Below are 22,315 nucleotides of genomic sequence, written 5' to 3'. Positions count from 1 at the left end.
TCGGGGTCCAGCGCGGACTGCGTCACCCCCTCCGCCGCCAACCGCAGGCAATGGGTATGGAACGGCTTCAGGCGCTCATCATGGACGACGCTGATCAAGGTGACGGACGGCAGGCGCTCAAGCAGGGTGGCGTAAAAATGCAGCGCGTTCGCCATGTCCAAGGCGCTGGTGGCTTCATCGAGGACCAGGCGATCCGGCCGGTAGAGCAAAATACGGACGAGGGCCAATCGTTGCTGCTCCCCCGGGAAAGCTGGTCGGCCCAGGAATGGGATTCATGCAACCGCTGGGCATGCTTCTGCAGCCCAACGACACTGAGCAGGGAGATGACTAGATCGTCGTCGTATTCATCCGGCGAACCGGGAAAGCAGATGGCGTTCTTCAAGGTCCCGATGGGCAGGTAGAGGCGCTGGGGCACGAACATCGTCAGGCCCTGGGACGGCACCTGGACCACACCAGCCCCATCCGGCCACAAGCCGGCGATGGCCCTCATGGTGGAGCTCTTGCCAATTCCCGACGGCCCCACCACAACCCAGCGCTGACCCGGCAGGACCGTCCAATCGCCGATGGTCAGGGACGCGTTGTGATAGAAATCCAGCCGAAGATCGCGGGCGGAGATGGCGCCGCTATCTTCCTTTATTACCTGAATACCGGTGCCGCCCTTCTGGTCCAGCGCCTGATCGAAAGCCCAGATACGGTTAACGTTGGCGACCTGCTGCGCGATTCCGTTGAAGGACGCGCCGAAGACCCCAAGGGAATTGGTCATGCGAATGAAAGCATCCTTAGCGGCCATCACATCGCCAAATGTCAGCGCGCCAGCGAAATATCTCGGGATGGTCAGAAATAGGGGCAAAACCTGCCCAATATTATTGGACACGTCTTGAGACGCATGGAGACCCATCTGTGCCAGGATCAGCCGGTGATAATTTTTCCTGAGATGGCTGAATGCCTCCCGCAGGGACTGCTGTTCCGTCGGCGCGGCATTCAGGAAGGCGATTTGTTCCGCGTTGCGGCGAACGTAGACCAAGCCGAACCGGAAATCAGCCTCCAGGTGCTGCTGGCGCATGGTACGTGAAATCACGGGCCGGCCGACCCAAATGATGACCGTTGTGGACAGCACTGTATACAGCAGGGAATACCATAGCATATCGCCGGGTATGGAGATGTGATATCCGGCGATCAGAAACCGTATTGGCGCCGCCGTATTCCAAAGTAGGTACCCGAAGCTGATGCCAGATGTTATTGAGGAAAAAATACTTAAAGTAGTCTGCAAAATGGTGGACGAAAAATCCTTAATATCTTCGGCTATTCGTTGATCCGGATTGTCTATCACCGTGGCTTTTTCCATGGAATAGAACCCATTGTTCCTCATCCACCGCGCCACATATTCCATGGTCAGGAAGGTTCGCCATCTGATGGTAAACATGCCGCTTATATAGATATTGAATACGCTGGCCAAACCATGGCAGCCGTTGATCAGAAAGAACTTGATAGTCAGGGGAAAGAACAGATCGACTTGTTTATTTTGGATGATATTGTAGAAAGAGTGCTGCCAATTATTTGACATAACCAATGTATAAACTATGGCGGACTGGAGCGCGAGAAGAACGGCAACACCAAACCAAGCAAACATCCAATCGGACGACAGCCAATACGATGTCAGCAGTTTGAGAAAATGACGTATCCGCACCCCGATGCTGACGGTCGGAAGCCCGGCCAGCGGCCGGGCCCCCTTCACTGTATGGTTCGACATGCTCATTCAGGCGTCGCCCGATCTCGGAGAATTAGAAGAATTTGTAGGACAAGGTGGCGTGCCAGGTGCGCGGTTCCAGAACAGGAATGTAGCTGTCGACAGTCGACACACCGTAGTTGCGGCGGTCGAACAGGTTCTTGACGCCCACATTGAGCTGCCATGATTTATAGGCGCCAATGACATTCATATCGAATTGCTTGGCGTCCGGGACTTTTTCCGTCCCCTTGGTATTCACGTAGGAGCTGGAGTTTCCGTACAGCCCCCCCGACACGGTCAGATTCAAGTCTTCGCCCACCGGGTGGGTATAGGACGTATAGAGGCTGTACTTGACACGTGGCTGGCCCGCCACATAGGCGCCAGCCTTGATGTTCAATTGATCAAACTTGCTGTAGGTGAAGGTGGAAACGACCGTCCAGCCGGGCAGGATCGTGCCGCGCAAATCGAGATCGACGCCTTTGCTTTCCTGGCCCTCGCCGGCGATGTAATAGCCGGGGTGGGCCGGGTCGGAAATCACGACGTTGCTTTGCTGCAGGCGGAAGACTGATGCCACCAATTCCAGCTTCTGATCCATCATGGACAGCTTCACGCCGCCCTCAAGGTTTTTGGAGGAGATGTCGGGCAGCCGGTTCTTTGTATAATCCAGGTTAAAATTCGGAATGAAGCCAAGCGCGTAGTTCGCGAACAACGCCAAATCATCGGTTATATCGTACACCGCACCGAAACTGGGCACCGATGATGAGGCGGAAGATTCGCTGGTCGTCGGCCGTCGCCCATAAGTCTGGCTGGAGCTGTCATACCAATTCTGTCGCACCCCGCCAATGAAGTGCGCCGGCCCCCAGGTCATGATATCCTGGAAGTAAAACGCCTGTTCATTATAGTCCAGTGTGTAGGACAGCTCATCGATTGGCGCAAGCGGTTTGACGACACCGGTCGTCAAGTTGAAGGGGGCCGTACTGGACTTTGACGAATCCAGCGCGTCGTCGTGCGTCTGAACGAAGCTATAACCAATGTTGATGTTGTGATTGATGAAAAACGTGTCGAATTTCAGCCTGGCATAGTCGTCCAGAGACCAGGTCCTGTTGCGCTGCTCATTCTGACCGTTGCTTATCAACAGGGTGGTGGGCGCCAGCGCGGCGTAGGGCGCGTAGAACCCGAAGCTGAGGTCCTGGTTTTGGTATTGCCCGCGGCTGACGACCGTGAGCCAGTCGGTGGCCTTGTGTTCAACCGAATAGGTGACTTCCTTGTCATTCGCGTTGAAGCCGGCGTCGGCGGGGCCGATGGGCTGCGTCCTCACCGGGGCGATCTGCCCCTTATACATGTAGGTATAGGGGTTCACGCCGGTATCTTGCTCGTAGAACTGGGCGCTCAGGATCGCGTCCGTCTTCTCATCCTTGTAGCGCAGGCTGGGAGCGACCAGATAATTCTGGTCCCCGCGGTAATTCTGCATGTTGCGGTCGGCATCGGAGCCGGAGAGGATGAGGCGGCCGCTTATCCTCCCGTCGTCGCTCAACGCGTCGGAGGCATCGATCGTGCCCTTGCGCGTCTGATAGCTGCCATATTCCACGGAGGCGTTCAGCAAAGGATCGGCAGTCGGCTTCTTGGTCACCAGGTTGATGGTGCCGCCCAGGCTGTAGGAGCCGTTCAGCAGGGCGTCCGGCCCCTTCAGAATCTCGACACGCTCCAGCCCCGCCACCGGTTGCGACGCCCCCGCGATGGAACTGTTGCCGACGGAGGAAGAGAGGCCGTTGGTCAAGCCGGTGCTGCCAAAGCCGCGGACGCTGTAGCTGGTGCCGCCCTGGACGGTGGCGAAGTTCGGGATGACGCCGCCGGCGTCCCGAAGCGCGTCCGTCACGCTCTGCGCCTGCTGATCTTCCATCAGCTTGCTGGAAATGACCGTCGTGTTGCGGGCCTGCTCACGCAAGGACGCGCCGCTGCGGCTGGAGGTGGAGGCGTCGCGAACCAGCAGGCTGGTTTCGGCCTCATCGCGGTGCGCCATGACGACGACGAAGCTGATGATGGTGGGGACGCCGTTGCCATCGATCAGGACCAGGCGCGTGCCCGCGATGGCCTTTTCAATGGCATCGTTTTCGTCCTTGGCGCCGGTGACGGCCACGGACTTCAAGCCCTTGACGGCATCGGGATCATAGTCGATGCGATGGCCGGACTGCCGTTCAATCTCCTTCAGCGCCTGTTCCATCGGCATCGACGGCACACTGATGCTCACATTCTGCGCCACGGCGGGCAGCGCCACCGCAAAGGCCGTCACGGCCGAAACACCGGCCAACAGGTCCCATCTCTTCATTCCCCTGCTCCTGTTCTGTCAGCCGTCATCGTTGCCGGAGTTTTCAAATGATTCCGGACTACAATGTTATGTAGGCTGAATATTATTATTCCGCTGTCACCAAACCGTTAAGGAATGGCGCGCAGCTGCCCGAATTTTATTTTTTAGTAGCTAGCCGTTCACCCCTATCACGGAGGTGATTGGCGGCTTCTTCGTGAGAAGCTGATAGTTAGATTGGGAGAATGGCGCCGATCTGGCAAATCAGTTCTGCCAATGCCCACATCACCTTAATTTATGAAGGGGGAAGCGCGACGCCTCATCATGCAGGATGGACACCAGCCAGCGCATGAGTGGTTCCTGGTCGCGATGCGTATGCCACTGCGCCATGATGGACGTGTATTCGCTTGGGAATGGCGTTTGGATACACTTCACCGGCAATATATTGGCAAAGAACTGCGCAAACCGTGAAACGGTCGTGACGATCAAATCCGTACCAATCACAATATTTGGCAGCATCGCATAGCGCGCAGTCCGGACCGCCACATGACGGCGATCCAGAATATCCAGCGTTTCAGCGTTTACATTTACCAATATTTCCATCGACTGGAACATCGCCGCATGACGACCCGCCAAATAGGTCTCCAATTCCATTTCATACTCAACAGCCGGATGATCCTTCCAAACCATGCATGAGAGCTGTTCGTAGAAGAGATGAATCTTCGATAGGCTGTTTGATTGAAAATTTTCCGAGACGATCACCAAGTCGATATCTTTTTCCAGCAACACTTCCGCATTCGCATATTGAAAGGGGGCGATGTGGATGTCCACGCCGGGTGCCTCCTTCTGAAGGCGCCGAATGACGAGGGGCAGGAAGGTGATCTCCACCATATCCGGCGCCGCTATGCGAATGGTCCTCCGATCCGTTGCCGGATCGAAGCTCAAGGTCGTGCCGAAAACGTCTGCCGCTTCCCGCAACAAATGGCGCACGCGGGGACGCAACGCTTCGGCCAACGCCGTCATTTGCCTCTGGCCGTTACTGTATACGACCAACTCATCGCTAAAGTGGTCCCGCAACTTCTTGAGAGCGAGACTTATCGCAGGCTGACTAATATGCATGCGGGCTGCGGCCTCTGTTATGGAGGTCGTGTTCAAGATGGCATCCAAGGCGTAAAATTGGTTTAAATTACTTCTCTTTATAAAATCAACTTCTGCATTAACCATAATCGACCTCACATAATCTCAGCATGCCAGCTTCCTCCTTTACCGTAAAAGCCGACAAGAGGAAAAATGTCGCGACAATCATCCCGGATATATTAATGCCTGCAATTCAGGCATCGTCATTGGACCTTCTCACGCCCGGTACATCATCTTGACCGCAAAGCCCTGACCTCAAGGGCGCTGGCGCATAGTCTCGGAAAGCGCGGCTGTGGCGCATCTTCGTAGTGAGCTTTCGCCGAAGCGGAAACCGTTCTCCAGCCTGTAATCCAGGGTCAGGTTCCATTCATTGTAGCCGTTGGACTGGATGCTGTTGTCCTCGGCCAGCGGATGGGCGCCCAGGTAGCGGAACTCCAGCCCGCCCGACAGGCGGCCCTCCGCCCAGGTGCCGGGGTGAGTAACGTGGCGCGACAGCGAACACACATCTCCGAACACGTTGTTACATCAATGAAAATATCGTTTCATTATAATATGTTGCCAGTCTTTACCGAGCCAGCCGGACGGACGGACGGCTTATGGAAGGCCGCGACTTTGTCGATCGCTCTTCCGGGCATGTTGTCAGCTGCCTGCATACCACCAACCTGCACAGCCGTGGCCACGTCCGAATTGCCGATCGTGCCGATGCTGCCCAAATTCATGATGGCGGAGGGGCGGTGATCAAACCACCGTTTGTCAGGCGCTCTGGTCGAGGCTGGGTGGAATCAGCAAGCAAGGTGACTGTGCCGGGCAGCCCGCGAGCCTGCGGCCGTCGACAGGTCCGAACCCGGTTGGAACGTCGGCGCGGCCCCAGGCATGAAGCGTGCGGTGCCGCATTTTATGCCGCCGGGCACAAGCTGAATCCAGAGACCGTGTCGTCCCCATCATGTATAGTCCCCGCATGAACCTCCGTTCGCTCGGCCAATTCTTTGTCCTGCTCTGCATTGTCGGCTGCGTCCTTGGATGGGCCGGCCGCGCCGCGGCCCATGAGGCGGGGCAGGTTGTCGCCGCCACGGCCTACCATACCGCCACGCCCATGACGCCAACGGTCCTGACGGCGGATACGACCGATCACGATTGCCGGGACGGATGCTGCTGCCACGGCGCGGCAGCCTGCTGCGCCGCGACCTGCCAAGGTTTGATTCTCGCTTCGCCGCCCCATCCGGGCTGGCCCGGCAGGAAGGGGCTTGGCGTCATGACGGGCATGGCTATGGGCCTCGGCATAGTCCCGCCTCCTCCGCTCGAACCTCCCAGGAGTGGCGCCTGACTGTGAAGTCCGCGCCTTTATGACGCCGCCCGTCCGGGCGGCCGTCGCCTTATCCCTGGGAGACACCAGATGTCCGCGAAGACCGTCGCGCTCGCCACCTTGGCGGCGCTCACCCTGCCCCATGCCAGCACCCTGGCCGCCCCTTCAATCCACCCCTCAGCCCCCAGCCGCCCGGAGAGCGCCCATATCCTTCCGGTCCATGACCGTCACGGACAGCAGGCGCCGGACGAGGCGGCCAAGCCGTCGGGAACCGGCACCGTCAACGCGGTGGACCCGGCGCGCCATACCCTGAACCTGACCCACGGCCCGGTCGCCGCCCTGAATTGGCCGGGCATGACCATGGACTTCCCCGTGGCGCCGGGGATCGATCTCAGCGGCGTGGCGCCGGGCAGCCAGGTCATGTTCACCCTGGGCAAGTCCCCCGCCGGCACCTACTGGGTCGACCATGTCATGCCCGCCGGCGCCGCCATGCCCGCCGGCCACGATCATCATGGGGGCTGATCCATGCCGGAGATTCTGCCGAACTGGCATCCCGCGGTGGTCCACTTCGCCGTGGCCCTGCCGCTTCTGGCCTTCCTGCTGTTCGGGGCCGCGCTGGCCGGCCGCCGGCTGGCGGCGGCCCCGGCGCTGACCCTCGCCGCCCGCTGGTCCCTGTACCTGGGAACGGCGGCGGCGCTGGCCGCCATCCTGACGGGCCAGCAAGCCATGAACACGTCGTCCATGGACCTGGCCGGCCATGAGAACGTGCATGTCCATCTGTCCTGGGCCTATCGCACGGCGGGAGCCCTGGCCATAGCGTCCCTGGGCGCCTGGCTGGACCGGCGGCGACCAGCCGGCGCCCATCCCCTGCTGATGCTGTGCCTGGCGGCCGGCATCGGCCTGGTGGCGGTGACGGGCTGGTTCGGGGCGGAAAACGTCTATCGCCACGGCATAGGCGTGCGGCGCCTGCCCGACCCATCGGCGCTGGACGATCACCAGGGTCACGCCCACAGCCACCACGAAGCGCGGCCGGCCACCGGAACCGGTCCGGCCGCCGGCAACGCCGGCGACGGGCTGGATCCGGTGGGGGTGGTGGACGCTTTCCATGCGGCGCTGGCGGCCGGTGACGGGGACCGTGCCGCCGCCCTGCTGGCCCCCGAAGCGCGCTTGTACGGCGACGATTTCCAGGACGCCTCGCGCCAGGACTATGTGGGTCGGTATTTGGCGGCTGATGTCGCCCGGGCGCGGTCCACCCCCCGCATGCTGATTTCGCGCGCGGGCGGGACGGCCGGTCCCGTCGCCTGGATCGCGAGCCTGGAACGGTCGGGGGACGGCGTGCGATCAGAAACGATGGTGCTGAAACCCACGGATGCCGGCTGGCGGATCGTCCATATCCACTGGTCGGATCATTCCATCGCCCCCTGATCCATGCGGATACCGGCGGACGCCACCATGGCATCCGCCGGTATCCGCCAACCTCCCCCCTCGCGATCGCCAAAGCGCGATCAATAGCCTGCCGGCGGCGGCTATCCCGTGCACCAGGTCCCTAAGGCCGCAGATGGAACTCGCGGCGGGCATTGGACCAGTAGATCTTGTCGATCACCGCCTTCGGCAGGCCCAGGCCCTTGACCTCAGCGTTCAGCGCATCGATCCGCTGGCTTGCGGTGGTGGCCAGGTAGCGCCAGTCCGAGCGCCAGGAATGATCGGCCTCCGCCGCGATCCCGCCCTCTTCACGGGGCGGGTTCTGGGCGCGCTCCCGCGGTGAGGGCGGGTTGTCGGTCAGGTCGGTGCCGTACAGCAGCCGGTCCTGATAGCGGATGAAGAAGGCCCGCACGTTGTCGTGGTCGCGCACCGACTGGTACTGCACATTGGTCAGGCGGGCGGCCAGATCGACCACGGCGTTGGGATGGGCGTCGAGGAACCGGCCCAGCAGATCGACGTCCCATTCCAGGCTGCCCATATGCGCCCCGTCCACGGCCAGATCGGGATGACGTTCGATCATCCGGTCGCGCGCGGCCAGGATGGTCTCGAGGCTGGGCTGCTCAGGGTGCAGATACATGTGGTATTCGGGATGCTCGCGGAAATAGCTGCGGTCGTTCTCCGTCGTCATCTGGTCCAGCGGCAGCCAGCAATTCTTCGGCTCGCCCTGATGCGCGATCAGCGGAATGCGCTTTTGCGCCAGATGGGTCATCACCGGGTCCAGGCCGGGATCATCAAGCATGATCAACTGGCCCTTGGCGTTCCTTTCCACCATGCCGATGTTCTTCCACACCTTGACCGCCAGCGCGCCCTGGGCGAATTCCGCATCCAGACGGCGGATGGTGTCGGCGGCCCAGTTCTTCCGGCCATAACCCTTCATGGAGAAGGTGGTGGCGAAGTGAAAGCGCTCAGGCTCTTCGGCCTTCAGCGCGTGCGCCACCTGGGCCTGATCGGCCAGCGACGGGAAATCGGGATAATCGACATTGATGGACAGCAGCTCGAACCCGTCCTTGCGGGCGATGTCGAGGAACTCAGGCCCCCGCCGGTTGGCGTGGACATGGGCGTCGAATTTGGGCACCGAGGCGAAATCCGCCTCGGTGTAGAGCGCTTCGTCGGCGTTCGCCGCGAGCGCGAGCAGCGCCACGGCGAATGCCAGTGCAAGCTTGGACATGGGTTCGCCCTCAGAATTGATAGGCCGCGCCGGCCACGAAGGTGCGGCCATAGGCGGAATATCCGGCCCCCACGCCGCTGGTGCTCTGCCCCACCGACTGGCCGGGCGCCCAAGGCAGCAGCGGGTTGCCGTTGAGGTAGGTCCGCGCCACCGAATTGGTCAGGTTCTTGGCCTCGACATAGACGTCGAAGCCATGCAGGAACTTGTAGTGCACGCTGGCCGTGACCCAGTCGAAAGAGTTGGCCTTGGCCGGCCAGCCGGGCACCTCGGTGCACATCGAGCAGGCGTAGGTGTAGCCCGACGCGTGGTCCCAGGTAATGTCGCCGGACAGCCCGTCCTTGTCGTAGATCAGGCTCAGCGACGAGGTGATCGGTGGCACCGGGTCGATGGCGCCCAGCGATTTGCCATTCTGGTCGTAGCCCTGGCTGCTGGTGGCGGTGAACTGGGCATGGATGCCCACGCCCAGATCGGTCATGTGCTGCCAGGTCAGTTCGATGCCGGCGAAGGTGCTCTTGGCGCCGTTGGACGGGGCCGTCACCGTCCACAGGAAGGGTGTGCCAGGCACGGTGCCAGGCGGGCCGCCGACGTACTGCATGGTGCCGAGATCCACATTCGTCGTCACCCCCTCATAGATGTCGTCGCGGATCCGCTTGCCGAACAGGGCGACGGTGAAGGCGGCGTGCGGCATGTAGTACCACTCGGCCGACAGGTCCGCCTGCCAGGCCTTGATGGGGCGCAGGCCGGCGGTGCCGCCGTAGAACAGCTGGGGCTCGCCGTTGATGGCGTTGTTGGACGAGGTCGGCGCCAGCTGGTTAAGGTTCGGGCGCGATAGGGTCTGGGCCACCGCCGCGCGCAGCTGCAGTTCCTCCGGCATGGCCCAATAGGCGAAATTGGCGGACGGCAGCGGAATGATGTAGGAGCCATGCGAGTTTGAGGCCTGGCCGGTCGCGTATTGCACGTTCCAGGTCTGGGTGGCACCGACGGCGGTCGGGGTCCACAGCGACACCGGCACGGCCGCGGCGGTGCTGGCGTCGGTTTCGGTGCGCACCACGCGCACACCGATGTTGCCCGACCACCGCGCGCCCGACATCTCCGCCTCGACATAGAAGCTGTCGGTGCGTTCCTTGACGCTGTAGGAGTTGTAGGGGTTTTCCTGCGGCAGGGTCTGCGAGAAGTCAAACGGCGTATAGGGTGCTGCGCAGACGGTCGGGTAATTCTGGCAATAGAAGGGGTTGGGCTTGCCGTTCAGGCTCCTGAGGAAGTTCAGCAGCGCCGCCGAATTGAGGCGCGGCAGCGTGGTCGGGAAGGATCCGCCGGCGCCCTGCATGAAATTAGGCGGGCTGACCATGGTGACCACGTCATAACCCTGCGAGGCGAAGGAATAGGGGTTGCATTGGATGGGGCAGCCGGCGGTGTTGTACAGCGTGCCATACTGGCCCGAGCCGTTGTCCCAGTCGTTGCTGATGTCCTGGCGGCTTTTCTCGCGCCGCGTTTCCCCTCCGCCGAAGGTGAGGCGGTCGATGAAGAAGGCGTTGACGTCATAGGTGCCGTCGAGATTGATGCCGCGCACCTGGTCCTTCACGGTGTAGCCGTTGAGACCGACATAGTGAGTCGACCAGTATTTGTTGTCGTTGAGGAAGCCGGAATTCATCAGCGCCGTGTAGGAGCAATAGCCGGCATTGGTCGAACTGGCCGTTCCCGAGGGGCAGGCGCCGAGGCCGAGTTGGCTGGGCGGGATGGCGACGTTGAGGCTGGGCAGCCCCCGCACGGTATCGGACATGTTCAGGATGTCCTCGGCATAGGGCGTGGCGGACACCAGGCCGGCGGTCATGAAGGTGTCCTTGCCGCCCTCGGGCCGGTCGGCGGCGGAGCGGTAGGCGTCCACCGCCAGGGACAGCCGTGACGTGGCCTGCCACTTGGCATTGATGCCCACCAGGCTGGTGTCGACCTTGCGGGCCACGGTGTTGTTGACCATTTCCGGCTGGAAGTCGTTGACCGACACGCCGCTGATGATGCCGTTCTGGTAGGTGGCGTTGTTCCAGGTCGGATTGCCGTTCTGGTCGCTGCCATAGGGGAAGTAATAGCTTTCATTATAGCCGACCTGGGGGTCCTGCAGCCGGGTCCACAGGCCATCCACGGCGATCTTCAGCGTGTCGGTCGGGCGCCATTCGATGCTGCCCGAGACCGCGTCGCGCTTCTTCTCGTCATAGATCGAGCCGAAGGTGATGCAGCAGGGCGTCGCCGCCAGGGCGTGCGGGTTGCCGCTGCCATCGAACGGATAGGTGTTGGGGCCGTAGATGTTCTGCTGGTAGGCGTTCAGCGAGTCCGTACGGATATTGTTGTCCGAATGCACGGCGCCGATCAGGATTCCCCAGGTGCCGGTTGAATTGGTATCGGACAGGAAGGCCGTATATTTCTGGCCGTGCAGGGTCGACATGTCGTTGTAGTCGCCCTCGGCATGGACGCCGCCATGCAGGCCGGGATTGTCGAAGGGGCTGGCGGTGCGCAAATTCACCGTGCCGCCGATGCTGCCCTCCAGCGCCGACGCCTGGGGTGATTTCAGCACGTCGGCGGCGGTGATCACCTCGGACGGCAGCACGTCGAAGGCCAGGTCGCGGCCGTCATCGTCGGTGGCCAGGACACGGTTGTTCCAGGTGACGATATTGTACTGCGCGCCCAGGCCCCGGACGCTGACCTTCTGCCCCTCGCCGCCGGTGGTGCGCGAAATGGTGATGCCGGGCAGATGCGCCAGTGAGTCGGCGACGTCCGCGTCCGGAAAGCGCCCCAGCTCGGTGGAGTTGATGGAATCAAGGACGACCGATGCGTTCCTTTTCACCTCCAGCGACTTTTCCAGGTCGGCGCGGATGCCGGTGACCACGATCTCCTCCAAGTCGCCCGTGGCGGATGGGACATTGGTGGATTGGGCCCAGGCCCCGCCCCCACATCCCATCGCCAAGATCATCGGCAGGATCCAGGCGCTTTGCGGCGTTCTTTAAGTCGTCTTCAGACCTCTCCTCATTCCTTCCACCTCCTGTTCGGTCGCGGCATTCGAGGCCGCTTTCATTTTGATGCGAGCGTCGTCACCTGCTCGCGGCTGAAACGGATCCCGGCGGCGCGGGCGGCATAAAGGGCTGCGCCGACCACGGGGGTCAGCAGTGGCGGCCGCAGGCGATAGCGATGGCCGCCGGCCTCAAGCGCCGCAGCGAAGGGGTCGAGCACCAGGGCGCCGGCACGGAACACCCCACCGACGTACGACAGGGCCAGTTCCTCGCCGTCCGGCACGCCCAGACCCGCGCGGACGGCGGCGGCCAGGCGGGCCAGCTCGCCCCCGGCCCGGACGAAGATCGCCGTGGCCGCCGCGTCGCCGGCCTGTGCGGCGGCGGCCACGGTCTGCGATACCTGGGCGACGGCGCTGCGCGCGGCACCGCCCGGCCTGTTGACCAGGCCGCACAGGTCGATGTCGCGGGCCAGCTGGAAGCGGTCGCGGGCCAGATCGAGCAGCGGACCGGGCGGCGTGCGCCCGTCACTCATCTTCGAGAACAGGGCCAAGCCCTCGCGGCCGATCCAATGAGCCGAGCCTTCGTCGCCGAAGACCTCGCCCCAGCCGCCGGCGCGGGCGCCACGGCCCTGGTATTCACCGTAGGCGATCGAGCCGGTGCCGGCGGTGATGACGATGCCGTCCTCGCATGCCAGAGCGCCCGCCCAGCCCCCGATCATGTCGTTGCCGCAGCTGTACCGGCCGCCGGCAACGGCGGCACCGGCCGCATCCGCCAAGATGGGGTCGGTGGCCGGATCCTCACCCAAGGTGGGCAAGCCGAAGAAGGCATGGCGGATGGCGGCGGTCGGCAGGCCGACCTGGGCCAGCACCGCGCGCACGCCATCGTTCAACACCGCGCGCACCCCCTCGACCCCGACCTCGGGATGGTAGGAGGAGCCGCCCTCATGACGGGCCAGCACTGCGCCCTCGGGGCTGAGCAGCAAGAAGGCGGTCTTTGTGCCGCCGCCATCGACGCCGAGGAACATCAGGCCCTCCCCGGCTCGGGATAGATGGTCACGCCCTGCACCACCCGGTTGACCGCGCCGGTGCGGCTGGGGTTGTCGGGCGTGCGGCCCAGGGCCAGCGAACGGCCGAGGGCGAAGGCCTGGGCCCAGGCCAGATAAGGGAAGCTCAGCTCGGCGTCGGATGCGGCTTCCAGCCCGGGCAGCAGGTCGGCGCTCAGGCCGTCCAGGCCGTCCCCCTGCCCCGCCAGCACCAGCAGCCTGCCGGCGATGCCGTCGCCGGCGATCTCGCGCACCACGTCCAATTCGTAGCGGCGCGCCTGCGGGTCGTTGGACAGGAACAGCACCACCAGAGTCTGGCCGTCGACGAAGGTTTTCGGGCCATGGCGGAAGCCCAGCGGCGTCTGGGCCATGGCGACGATCTCGCCATCGGTCAGTTCCAGCAGTTTCAGCGCCGCCTCGTCCGCGATGCCCGCCAAGCCACGGCTGCCGAGGTAGACCACCCGCTTGAATCCGCCGTTGGCGGCAGCCACCAGCGAACCGCCGTGATCGGCGCAAACCTGATCCGCGGCCGCGCCTATGCGGGCGACGTCGACAGGCTGCGCGGGCAGCAGGATGCGCCGGGCCGCCAGCGCCATGGAGGTGAAGCTGGATGTCATGGCGAAGCCGCGATCATGGGTCGCCTCGGGCAGCAGCGCGACCAGGCTGCCCGGCCTGCCGTGATGGCGCCGATACAGGGCGCCGTCGCCATTGCAGGTGATGATCAGATGGCGGCACTCGGCCAGGTAGGTCTCGGCGATCTCCGTAGCGGCGACGCTCTCAGGGCTGTTGCCCGAGCGGGCGAAGGACACCAGCAAGGTCGGCACGTCGCGCTGCAAGAGCTGGGCGCCACCCACCACCATATCGGTGGTGGCGATCGCCTCAACCCGGCGGTCGAGGCCGGCCAGCAAGTCCGGCACCAGCGAGCGGCCGATATAGTCGGAGCTGCCGGCGCCGGTCAGAACCACCCGCAGGTCAGTGCGCGCCATCAAGGGCGCCAGGAACGCCTCGGCGCGCGGGCGCAGCGCCTGCACGAGCTGCTCGGTGGCGGCCCACATGGCGGGTTGCTGACGTATCTCTCGCGCCGTCCACCCGCCGCCACGCGCCTCCAGCTCGTCGGCGGCCAATCCGGTGAAAGTCATTAATGGGTGCTCCGTTGATCGCAGGCGCGGGAGTACGGGGTCAGCGTCTCCCGGATGTGGTGGATGACGAGGTCCTCGCCCTTCAAGGCCAGCGCGCCGGCGCGGATCGCCTCGTAGGCGGCGGGCATGTACTGGCTGACCAAGGCCAAGGGGGGCGGGTCGGCGTCGAACGCGGCGCACAGGCGGCGAACCGCGCGGGCGACCCGTCCGGTCGGCCAGTAGTAGCGGATGCGGTCGGACAGGCTGTATTGCAGCTGCAGGTCCAGCTCAGCGCCCCGCCCCCCGTAATAGGGCTTCCAATAAGTCGGGTCGTCACGCATGGCCGCCAGCACGGTGTCGCGCAGGCTGGCGGACCGATCGTCGCCCTGCCATTCCTGGCCGATGCGGTCCAGGGCCCACAGCGCCTCCCTAAGGGCGAAGGTGACGCCGGGACCGACCTTGAGGATGGCGAAATGGTCGCGCACCAGGGCGGCCAGGGCGGCGGCGCTTTGGTAATCGGTGGAATGGGCCTCGAACACCAGATGCGGCTGGCCTTCGATCGAGGCGCTCAGCTTCCGGGCCTTGGCCGGCACGTAATCGACCACATGGTGGTTGTCGAACTCGACGCCCGGCTGGACCACCAGGCCGACCACCCTTTCCCACGCCGCCTCCAGCCCGTGCCGGACGAACGCCTGGCGATGCGCCTCGATGGTGGCGCGGGCGGCATCGGGATCAGTCACCGCCAGTTCATCCAGCGCCTCCTGCGCGCCGCCGGGGATCGGCACTTCCGAGCCGATGACATAAACCGGCGGTTCGCCGCCGGCGTCTTTCCAGGCCGCCTCGGTGCGTTCGCACAAGGTGGCGGTGCGCTCGGCGATCACCGCGTCCGAAAGGCCACGCGGATCGCCGCCGCAGGACATCGAGCAATCAAGATGGATCTTGCGAAAACCGGCCGTCACATAATCCGCCACCATCACGGCGGCGCGCTTCATCGCTTCGTCCGCGTCCATCGCCCGCCAGGCGTTGGGCCCGAGATGGTCGCCACCCAGCAGCACGCGGTCACGCGGCAGGCCGGCCTCGTCCGCCAGGCCCATGACCAGGTCGCGGAACCCGTCGGGGCGAAAGCCGGTATACCCCCCTTCCTGGTTCACCTGGTTGGAGGTCGCCTCGATCAACGCCTGGCCGCCCGCCTCGCGGGCGTGGCGCAGCGCCGCCTTGATCGCCAGCGGATGGGCGCAGCAGACGGAATAGATGCCGACCGGTTCGCCGGCGCGGTGCCGTTCGATCAGATCGAGTATCGCTTTCATGCCTGGTCCTCGGGTTCAATGGTCAGAAGGGCCGCCGCGGCGAAGGCCAGTCCGATGCCGGCCAGCTTGGGCAGGGCGGGCACCAGCCCCAGCGCCGCCAGCGAAATCAGCGCGGTGATCAGCGGGGCGCCGGCATTGGCCAGCGGCGAGACGACGATCGCCCGGCCGTGGCGGAAGGCGTAGACCAGGGTCAGCGCCCCGATCGAATTCAGGATTTGGGTGGCGGCGGCCAAACCCGGGCCCGACCAGCCGTAATTGATCGGCTGCGAGAAGTCGGTCATGGCCAGCGCGACAGGGGCCAGCAGCAGCCCGGTCAACGCCATGTAGGCGAAGATGGCCTCGGCGCTCATCACCGGCGCCGCGTATTTCATGAAGAAGCCCTGCACGCCCCAGGCGACCAGCACCAGCAGCGCCAGCACGAACCAGGCCAGGCCCTGCCCGGTCCCGGCGCCGCCCGGCGAGAAATCGAACAGTGGCAGCGCCACCAGGGCGCACAAGATGCCCAGGCCGCCGATCCAGGTCACCCGCTCCCGCAGGATGGCGGCCGACAGGACGATGGTGACCAGCGGCGACAGGGCGATGACCGGGAAGATCAGATAGGTCGGGCCGATCCGCACCGCGTGGAACAGGACCATCTGGCCGCCGGCGCCCAGCAACCCGACCGCCGCGCCATAGATCAGGGAGCGGCGATCCCATGGCCAGTTCCAGTCGACCCGCCACAGGGCGTACAGCGCCGGCGGGATCATGGTGAACGCCCACACGACATAGATCAGCGTTTCGGGAAAACCGTTTTCCGCCGGGGCACCGGCGAAGGCGCCCCACACCCCCCACAAACCGGTGGTCAGCAGCGCGAAGAGCAGCCAGGGACGGCGATAGGCGGGGATGGCCATACTGGACACGCGGCACTCCCATGAGGTTTGTTTTGCTAAGTTTCGTTTTCTTGTCACTTCGCGACCTTATCGAAAGAAGATGGAAAACGCAACACGCTGAATCGTGCGCTTGGACGCGAAACCCTGGCGGGCAGTTTTTCCAATTGACGCGCCTGGGCAAGTGCCGCACTCGTAGGCACCCAAGGTCAGGAAAACGAAAGATGAGCATCAAGCGCGATACCAGCGAGCGGCGCAGCCAGATCAGCGCCATGGTGCGCCAGCACGGCAGCGTCCAGGTGGCGGACCTGGCCAAAAGGTTCCGCGTTTCGATGCAGACCATCCGCAAGGATTTGCACTTCCTGACGGAGCATGGCGTCATGGCGCGCTCTTATGGCGGCGCCATCGCCTCCGACGTGGTCGCCTCGGCGACGACAGCCGCCATCGAATCCCCAGTCGCGGCCAAGCTGGAGTTGCAGCACGCGGAGAAGGAGCGCATCGGCCGCTTCGCCGCCAGCCTGATCAATCCTGGTGAGTCCATCGTGCTGGATTCCGGCACCACCACCCTGCAAATCGCCCGCTTCCTGCCGGATATCGAAGACCTGACCGTCGTCACCAACGACCTCAACATCGTGACCGAGCTGGCCGGCAAGAGCCATATCCGCGTGGTGCTGATCGGCGGGGAGCTGCGCCGCAAGAACATGGCGTTCTACAGCGCCCAGACGGTGGCGGCGCTGAGCGAGCTGGCGGTCGACAAGCTGTTCCTTGGCGTCGATGGCATCGACATCGACCGGGGCGTCACCACCCATCACGAGGCCGAGGCCATCCTCAACCGCAAGATGGCCGACGTGGCGCGTCAGACCATCGCCGTCACCGACAGTTCGAAATTCGGCCGGGTCTGCCTGCATCGCATCATCGGCGTGGGCGAGATCGACATGCTGATCACCGACGAGGCGGCACCCGATGCCATCGCCACCGCCTGCCGGTCGCTGGGCGTGGATTTGCGGCGGGTATAGCGACGCAAGTTTCGTTTTATTGCGATACCCCTATTGAATTTCGATTTCGTTCGCCATAGCCTTGGCAAACGAACGACATCGACAATCGTCTGGACTCGCCATGAAGCAGCCCTCCTCGCGCCGCGCCTTTCTCAAGATGACGACGAGCCTGGCGCTGGCCGCGCCCATGGCCACGCCGATGCGTGCGCTGGCGGCGCCGGGGAGGGTGGTGGTGTTCGCGGACGATCGGCTGCGCATTGAATTCGACAACCAGATGCGATCGCGCGTCGCCCTGGTGACGGGTGGCAAGCCGCTGTGGCTGACCGGTGTCGACGCCGGCGAGACCCTGTCCCTGGTCGGCGGCCATGACGCCGTGTTGTTCGCGCTGCGCGACACAACCTCGCAGGCCATCAACGACCGCCATGGCCCCGGCCGGCAGGTCCGCCTGGCCGGTCTGTCTGGGCAGGGCATCGAAAAGACCCTGACCCTGCGCCAGTACGCGCGCTACCCCGGTGTGGCGTTCATGCAGGTCTCTTACCGCAACACCACCGCGAAGGCCGTGGCGGCGACCGGCTGGCGCAACGGGGCGCATCGCCTGCTGCCACCGGGGCTGCAACCGGGCGGTTCGGTCCCCGCCTTCTGGTCCTATTCCGGCGGCACCTATGCCGACCGTCGCGACTGGCTGCAGCCGGTGAAGGCCGGTTTCGCCCAGGACAACTACCTGGGCATGTCCTCCTCGGATTACGGCGGGGGCCCGCCAATCGTGGACCTGTGGCGGCGCGAGGGCGGCCTGGCCGTGGGCCATCTGGCGCCCGTGCCGGAACTGGTGTCGCTGCCGGTCAGCGAGGACAAGGGCGGCGCGCGCCTGGCCCTGACCGCCGTGCGCGATGTCGTGCTGGCGCCCGGCGGGACGTTCGACACGCTGGAAACCCTTGTGGCCGTGCATGCGGGCGATTACTTCGCGGCGCTCGATGCCTACCGCCGCATCGCTGCCGACCGCGGCGTGCGGCCACCGCAACCCTCCGCCGCCTCTTTCGAACCCATCTGGTGTGCCTGGGGCTATGAACGGTCGTGCACGCCGGAGCTGATCGAGGCCACATTACCCAAGGCCAAGGAATTGGGGCTGGACTGGGCGGTGATCGACGACGGCTGGCAGAAGGCGATCGGCGATTGGGTGGTCGACCCCGCCAAATACCCGGGGCGCGAGGCCGATTTCCTGAAACTGGTGGGCGGCATCCGCCAGGGCGGCCTCAAGCCGCGCCTGTGGTATGCGCCGCTGGCGGCGGCGCCCGGCAGCGACCTGCTGCACGACCATACCGACATGCTGCTGCTGTCCAAGGAGGGCGCGCCCCAGCTGGTCACCTGGTGGAACAGCTTCTACCTGTGCCCGGCCTATGAGCCGACCCGCGCCCACACCGTGGCCCTGGTGAGGAAGTTCCTGGGCGACTGGGGATTCAAGGGGCTGAAGATCGACGGGCAGCACCTGAACGGGGTGGCGCCCTGTTACAACCCGGCGCACAACCATGCCCGGCCCGAGGAGTCGGTCGAGGCCTTGCCCGGCTTCTTCCGCGCGATCTACGAAGCGGCGATGGCCATCGACAAGGACAACATCGTCGAACTCTGCCCCTGCGGCACCGCCTACAGCGTTTACGACTTCCCTTACGTCAACCAGGTGCCGGCCTCGGACCCTAAATCCTCGTGGCAGGTGCGGCTGAAGGGCAAGACGCTGAAGGCGCTGATGGGCCCGTCGGCGCCCTTCGCCGGCGACCATGTCGAGTTGTCCGACGGTGGCGACGACTTCGCCTCCACCGTCGGAATCGGCGGGATCGTCTCCACCAAGTTCACCTGGCCGGTCGACCCCAAGCCCAAGGATTCCTTTCTGCTGACACCGGAGCGCGAGGCCCACTGGAAAAAATGGATCGGGCTTTACCGCGACAAGCGCCTGGCCGAGGGCCTCTATCGCGGCGACGTCTACGACATCGGCTTCGACAAGCCGGAAGGGCACCTGGTGGAAAGCGGCGGACGCTATTACTACGCCTTCTACGCGCCGCGCTGGAGCGGCCCCCTGACCCTGCGCGGGCTGCCGGCCGGGGGCCGCTTCCGGGTGCGCGACTATGTCGACGACCGCGATTTCGGCATCATGCCGGCGGCCCATCCGGTACTGACGGTCAGCTTCGAGAAGTCGCTGTTGCTGGAAGTGTCGCCGGCGCGAGCATAGCGCCTGCTTTCAAGGCGCGCCCTGGGCCGGAAGCCCGGGGCGCGCTTTTGAGGCAGGTTTCGGTTCAGGCCGAGGGTACGAGCCCACGCGCGAAGTCGCGGTAGGAATGCAGCGGACGGCCCAGGATGCGGGTCAGCCGCTCGACATCGCCAGCGTCGGGGATCATGCCGTCGCTGACATAACGCTGGGCCATCAGGCGCATCTCATAGGCCATCCACTTCGGCATGAAGCTGGCCATGGTGCGCTCGAAGCCGCTGGGGTCGTCGCCGCCATAGGCGATCGGGCGCCCCAAGATGTCCGACCAGATCGCCGCCACGTCGGCACCCGTCAGCGTATCGGGGCCCACCAGGTTGATGGTTTCGACCGGTACGTCGGCCGGGCCCTGCCGGCGACGGATCAGCTCGATGGCCGCGACCTCGGCGATGTCGCGGGCGTCGACCATGGCGACCCCCTTGCCGCCGATCGGCATGGGATAGACGCCGTGATTGACGATGACGTCCTTGATCATCAGTTCGTTGTCGATGAAGTAGCTGGGCCGCAGGATCGTGGCGCTGAAGCCCATCTGTTCGATCATGCGTTCGGCGCCCAGCTTCACCGCGAAGTGCGGCACGTTCACGAAACGGTCGGCGTGGATCACCGACAGGTAGACCAGCCGCCGCACGCCCGCCTCACGGGCGATGTTCAGGGTGATGATCGCCTGGGTGAATTCATCGCCGGTGACGGCGTTCAGCAGGAACAGCGTGTCCACGCCGGCGAAGGCGGCGCGCAGGGCGTCGATGTCGAGCGGATCGCCCTGCGCCACGTCGACGCCAGCGGGGAAATTGGCCTTGGACGGGTCACGGGTCAGCACCCGGACAGGGGCGCCGCGCTTGACGAGCTGGTCGACGACATGGCGGCCGACGCGGCCGGTGGCACCAGTAACAAGGATGGTCATGGGGATCACTCCAGGTTGGGGTCAGAAGACACCCCCCGTAAATGACTGATCCAAATTCCACCCGCTAGACGCCGATTCTGGACGTGCCGTCTCACCAACGGAACGGTTGGATCGGGCGGCGGCGATATTCCAGGTCCCGGCCCTGAAGAGATCGCTCGTGACGGCCAAGCCCGGCTGCCGGTTTACCGATCACAAAGACATCGCAATAAAGAATAAATTACCAGGCCGAAATCGTATGTTCCGGCAAGAATTCAACTCTCCACCCAATGAATCGACATTTACCGCGACACCAGAAAACAAAACATACGCAGTTTGACGTATTAGGATTTCCGCTTCCCACCCCCATCCTGCCCCCGAAGCCGACGCCGGGGCCCGAGTTCCCGGCACCGATAACGGCAACGGGACCTAAGGACGGGGGAGTACATCATGTCGGGCATCATCAACACGACGCAACGCCGCCTGCGCCTGGCGCTTCTGGCCACCGCCCTCACCCTGCCCGCCCTGGCGACGCAGGCGGGCGAGACCATTTCCGCTGGCGGCGACAAATCCATCACGGTGGGGCTGGGCGTGCGCGCCAGCTTCACCAGCGTGGAGGACGGGGCGCCGGATGGCACCTCGCGCTCCGCCGATTTCAACCTGGACAGCGTGCGCCTCTACATCAGCGGCCAGCTGACGCCCATGATCAAGGCGACCTTCAACACCGAGCGCGACAGCGCCGGCCGGGTGGAGGTGCTGGACGGCTACGCCCAGTTCGAGCCGGCGGATGGCATCAACCTGTGGGTGGGCCGCATGCTGCCGCCCAGCGACCGTGCCAACCTGGACGGCCCCTATTATCTGAACACCTGGGCCTACCCCGGCACCGTGTCGCAGTACCCGGCCAAGTTCGCCGGCCGCGACGACGGCGCCACCGTCTGGGGCAAGCTGCTGGACAAGAAGCTGGTCTACTCGTTGGGCGCGTTCGAGGGGCACAACCGTATCACCGGCGCCAGCAACCAGTCCGACAACCTGCTGTACGCCGGCCGCGTCGCCTATAACTTCCTGGATGCCGAGCCCGACCCCGCCTACTACACCAGCAGCACCTATTACGGTTCCGTCGACGTGCTGACCCTGGCCTTCGCCGCCCAGTACCAGCAGGACGGCGTGGGCACGCTGGCCCGCCGGGGCGACTACACCGCCTGGAACGTGGACGGCCTGTTCGAGAAGAAGCTGGACGGCATCGGCGTGGTGACGCTGGAAGGCGCCTATTACCAGTACGACACCGGCGGCGTGGCCGACGTGCCCAGCAGCTTCGGCGGCGCCGGCCCCACCGACAATGTCGGCGGCCTGACCCAGGGCAAGGCCTATTTGGTGGGCGGCGCCTTTCTGATCCCGGCCAAGGTGGGCTGGGGCCAGTTCCAGCCGACGGTGCGCTACCAGCATTTCGATGCCGACCTGACCGGCATCTCCACCAGCCAGACCGACCTGGGCGTCAACTACATCATCGACGGCCACAACGCCCGCATCAGCGCCGAGTACGTCATCACCAGCACCACCGGCAAATCCGACGGCAATGCCGTGGTGCTGGGCGTGCAGCTGCAGTTCTGAGACATACCCATACGTCAAACGCCCCATGGGGTTCTCCCCGCCCCCGCCCCTATGCTGCCGGCGGCGGCTAGCCACCTTGCCCCCGGCTGGGACCCCTTTCTTGGGGGGACAGGGCTGAGGGGGCTTCCTTACAG

Annotated in this window: 16 protein-coding genes; 5 read left to right on the top strand and 11 right to left on the bottom strand. The window is 64.4% G+C overall.

Annotated features, from left to right (window positions below; translation table 11 throughout):
• Window positions 1-94 precede the first annotated feature (94 nt).
• The 4 genes from UAA55_RS04720 to UAA55_RS04705 form a co-directional block, all read right to left on the bottom strand.
• Window positions 95-1,756, bottom strand: a complete 1,662-nt coding sequence (locus tag UAA55_RS04720; protein WP_322951501.1) for an ABC transporter ATP-binding protein/permease — start codon at window positions 1,754-1,756, stop codon at window positions 95-97.
• 25 nt (window positions 1,757-1,781) lie between these two features.
• On the bottom strand, window positions 1,782-4,052 hold the full coding sequence (locus tag UAA55_RS04715) for a TonB-dependent siderophore receptor (RefSeq protein ID WP_322951500.1): 2,271 nt from the start codon (window positions 4,050-4,052) through the stop codon (window positions 1,782-1,784).
• 261 nt (window positions 4,053-4,313) lie between these two features.
• Window positions 4,314-5,252 (bottom strand): LysR family transcriptional regulator, encoded by a 939-nt coding sequence (locus UAA55_RS04710; protein ID WP_322951499.1) that lies wholly within the window; start codon window positions 5,250-5,252, stop codon window positions 4,314-4,316.
• A gap of 168 nt (window positions 5,253-5,420) precedes the next feature.
• On the bottom strand, window positions 5,421-5,681 hold the full coding sequence (locus UAA55_RS04705; RefSeq protein WP_322951497.1) for a hypothetical protein: 261 nt from the start codon (window positions 5,679-5,681) through the stop codon (window positions 5,421-5,423).
• An 877-nt stretch (window positions 5,682-6,558) separates the two neighbouring features.
• On the opposite strand from UAA55_RS04705, the gene UAA55_RS04700 reads away from it, so the two are divergent.
• Both UAA55_RS04700 and UAA55_RS04695 read left to right on the top strand, forming a co-directional pair.
• On the top strand, window positions 6,559-6,990 hold the full coding sequence (locus UAA55_RS04700) for a copper-binding protein (RefSeq protein ID WP_322951496.1): 432 nt from the start codon (window positions 6,559-6,561) through the stop codon (window positions 6,988-6,990).
• A 3-nt stretch (window positions 6,991-6,993) separates the two neighbouring features.
• Entirely contained in the window at window positions 6,994-7,893 is a 900-nt protein-coding gene (locus tag UAA55_RS04695) for a DUF2231 domain-containing protein (protein ID WP_322951495.1), read from the top strand.
• A gap of 121 nt (window positions 7,894-8,014) precedes the next feature.
• On the opposite strand, the gene UAA55_RS04690 is transcribed toward UAA55_RS04695, so the two are convergent.
• From UAA55_RS04690 to UAA55_RS04665, 6 genes are all read right to left on the bottom strand, one after another.
• Entirely contained in the window at window positions 8,015-9,118 is a 1,104-nt protein-coding gene (locus UAA55_RS04690) for an amidohydrolase family protein (RefSeq protein ID WP_322951494.1), read from the bottom strand.
• A 10-nt stretch (window positions 9,119-9,128) separates the two neighbouring features.
• Window positions 9,129-12,080, bottom strand: coding sequence for a TonB-dependent receptor (locus UAA55_RS04685; protein WP_322951493.1), 2,952 nt, complete (start codon window positions 12,078-12,080; stop codon window positions 9,129-9,131).
• Window positions 12,081-12,178: 98 nt separating this feature from the next.
• Window positions 12,179-13,141 (bottom strand): BadF/BadG/BcrA/BcrD ATPase family protein, encoded by a 963-nt coding sequence (locus tag UAA55_RS04680; protein WP_322951492.1) that lies wholly within the window; start codon window positions 13,139-13,141, stop codon window positions 12,179-12,181.
• Window positions 13,141-14,298 carry an AgaS family sugar isomerase gene (locus tag UAA55_RS04675; RefSeq protein WP_322951491.1) on the bottom strand — a complete coding sequence of 386 codons (1,158 nt, stop codon included), beginning with the start codon at window positions 14,296-14,298 and terminating at the stop codon, window positions 13,141-13,143. Before UAA55_RS04675 ends, UAA55_RS04680 begins: the two co-directional genes overlap by 1 nt.
• Window positions 14,298-15,584, bottom strand: coding sequence for a D-tagatose-bisphosphate aldolase, class II, non-catalytic subunit (locus tag UAA55_RS04670; protein ID WP_322951490.1), 1,287 nt, complete (start codon window positions 15,582-15,584; stop codon window positions 14,298-14,300). Before UAA55_RS04670 ends, UAA55_RS04675 begins: the two co-directional genes overlap by 1 nt.
• Window positions 15,581-16,474, bottom strand: coding sequence for a DMT family transporter (locus tag UAA55_RS04665; protein WP_322951931.1), 894 nt, complete (start codon window positions 16,472-16,474; stop codon window positions 15,581-15,583). The genes UAA55_RS04670 and UAA55_RS04665 overlap by 4 nt, the downstream gene beginning before the upstream one ends.
• A gap of 200 nt (window positions 16,475-16,674) precedes the next feature.
• Between UAA55_RS04665 and agaR the strand changes: the two genes are divergently transcribed.
• Both agaR and UAA55_RS04655 read left to right on the top strand, forming a co-directional pair.
• Complete coding sequence (agaR, locus tag UAA55_RS04660; RefSeq protein ID WP_322951489.1) at window positions 16,675-17,466, top strand: transcriptional repressor AgaR; 792 nt, start codon at window positions 16,675-16,677, stop codon at window positions 17,464-17,466.
• Between the two features lie 100 nt (window positions 17,467-17,566).
• Window positions 17,567-19,663 (top strand): glycoside hydrolase family 36 protein, encoded by a 2,097-nt coding sequence (locus UAA55_RS04655; protein WP_322951488.1) that lies wholly within the window; start codon window positions 17,567-17,569, stop codon window positions 19,661-19,663.
• 64 nt (window positions 19,664-19,727) lie between these two features.
• On the opposite strand, the gene UAA55_RS04650 is transcribed toward UAA55_RS04655, so the two are convergent.
• The gene (locus UAA55_RS04650) at window positions 19,728-20,597 is read right to left on the bottom strand and encodes an SDR family oxidoreductase (protein ID WP_322951487.1); all 870 of its coding nucleotides are present in this window, start codon (window positions 20,595-20,597) and stop codon (window positions 19,728-19,730) included.
• Between the two features lie 426 nt (window positions 20,598-21,023).
• Here UAA55_RS04650 and UAA55_RS04645 point away from each other — a divergent pair, with 426 nt between their 5' ends.
• Window positions 21,024-22,181: a porin gene (locus UAA55_RS04645; RefSeq protein WP_322951486.1), complete on the top strand. Its 1,158-nt coding sequence runs from the start codon at window positions 21,024-21,026 to the stop codon at window positions 22,179-22,181.
• Window positions 22,182-22,315 lie beyond the last annotated feature (134 nt).

It is taken from the genome of Nitrospirillum guanabarense (assembly GCF_034653355.1).
Lineage (GTDB): Bacteria > Pseudomonadota > Alphaproteobacteria > Azospirillales > Azospirillaceae > Nitrospirillum.
This window is presented reverse-complemented; position numbering and strand designations above follow the sequence as displayed.

Excerpts from the sequence above, each read along its gene's own strand:
- UAA55_RS04675 (WP_322951491.1), bottom strand. The coding sequence starts at position 14,298 with ATGACTTTCACCGGATTGGCCGCCGACGAGCTGGAGGCGCGTGGCGGC.
- UAA55_RS04690 (WP_322951494.1), bottom strand. The coding sequence starts at position 9,118 with ATGTCCAAGCTTGCACTGGCATTCGCCGTGGCGCTGCTCGCGCTCGCG.
- UAA55_RS04720 (WP_322951501.1), bottom strand. The coding sequence starts at position 1,756 with ATGAGCATGTCGAACCATACAGTGAAGGGGGCCCGGCCGCTGGCCGGG.
- UAA55_RS04695 (WP_322951495.1), top strand. The coding sequence starts at position 6,994 with ATGCCGGAGATTCTGCCGAACTGGCATCCCGCGGTGGTCCACTTCGCC.
- UAA55_RS04680 (WP_322951492.1), bottom strand. The coding sequence starts at position 13,141 with ATGTTCCTCGGCGTCGATGGCGGCGGCACAAAGACCGCCTTCTTGCTG.
- UAA55_RS04665 (WP_322951931.1), bottom strand. The coding sequence starts at position 16,474 with ATGGCCATCCCCGCCTATCGCCGTCCCTGGCTGCTCTTCGCGCTGCTG.
- UAA55_RS04710 (WP_322951499.1), bottom strand. The coding sequence starts at position 5,252 with ATGGTTAATGCAGAAGTTGATTTTATAAAGAGAAGTAATTTAAACCAA.
- UAA55_RS04655 (WP_322951488.1), top strand. The coding sequence starts at position 17,567 with ATGAAGCAGCCCTCCTCGCGCCGCGCCTTTCTCAAGATGACGACGAGC.
- UAA55_RS04700 (WP_322951496.1), top strand. The coding sequence starts at position 6,559 with ATGTCCGCGAAGACCGTCGCGCTCGCCACCTTGGCGGCGCTCACCCTG.
- UAA55_RS04650 (WP_322951487.1), bottom strand. The coding sequence starts at position 20,597 with ATGACCATCCTTGTTACTGGTGCCACCGGCCGCGTCGGCCGCCATGTC.
- UAA55_RS04685 (WP_322951493.1), bottom strand. The coding sequence starts at position 12,080 with ATGATCTTGGCGATGGGATGTGGGGGCGGGGCCTGGGCCCAATCCACC.
- agaR (WP_322951489.1), top strand. The coding sequence starts at position 16,675 with ATGAGCATCAAGCGCGATACCAGCGAGCGGCGCAGCCAGATCAGCGCC.
- UAA55_RS04645 (WP_322951486.1), top strand. The coding sequence starts at position 21,024 with ATGTCGGGCATCATCAACACGACGCAACGCCGCCTGCGCCTGGCGCTT.
- UAA55_RS04670 (WP_322951490.1), bottom strand. The coding sequence starts at position 15,584 with ATGAAAGCGATACTCGATCTGATCGAACGGCACCGCGCCGGCGAACCG.
- UAA55_RS04715 (WP_322951500.1), bottom strand. The coding sequence starts at position 4,052 with ATGAAGAGATGGGACCTGTTGGCCGGTGTTTCGGCCGTGACGGCCTTT.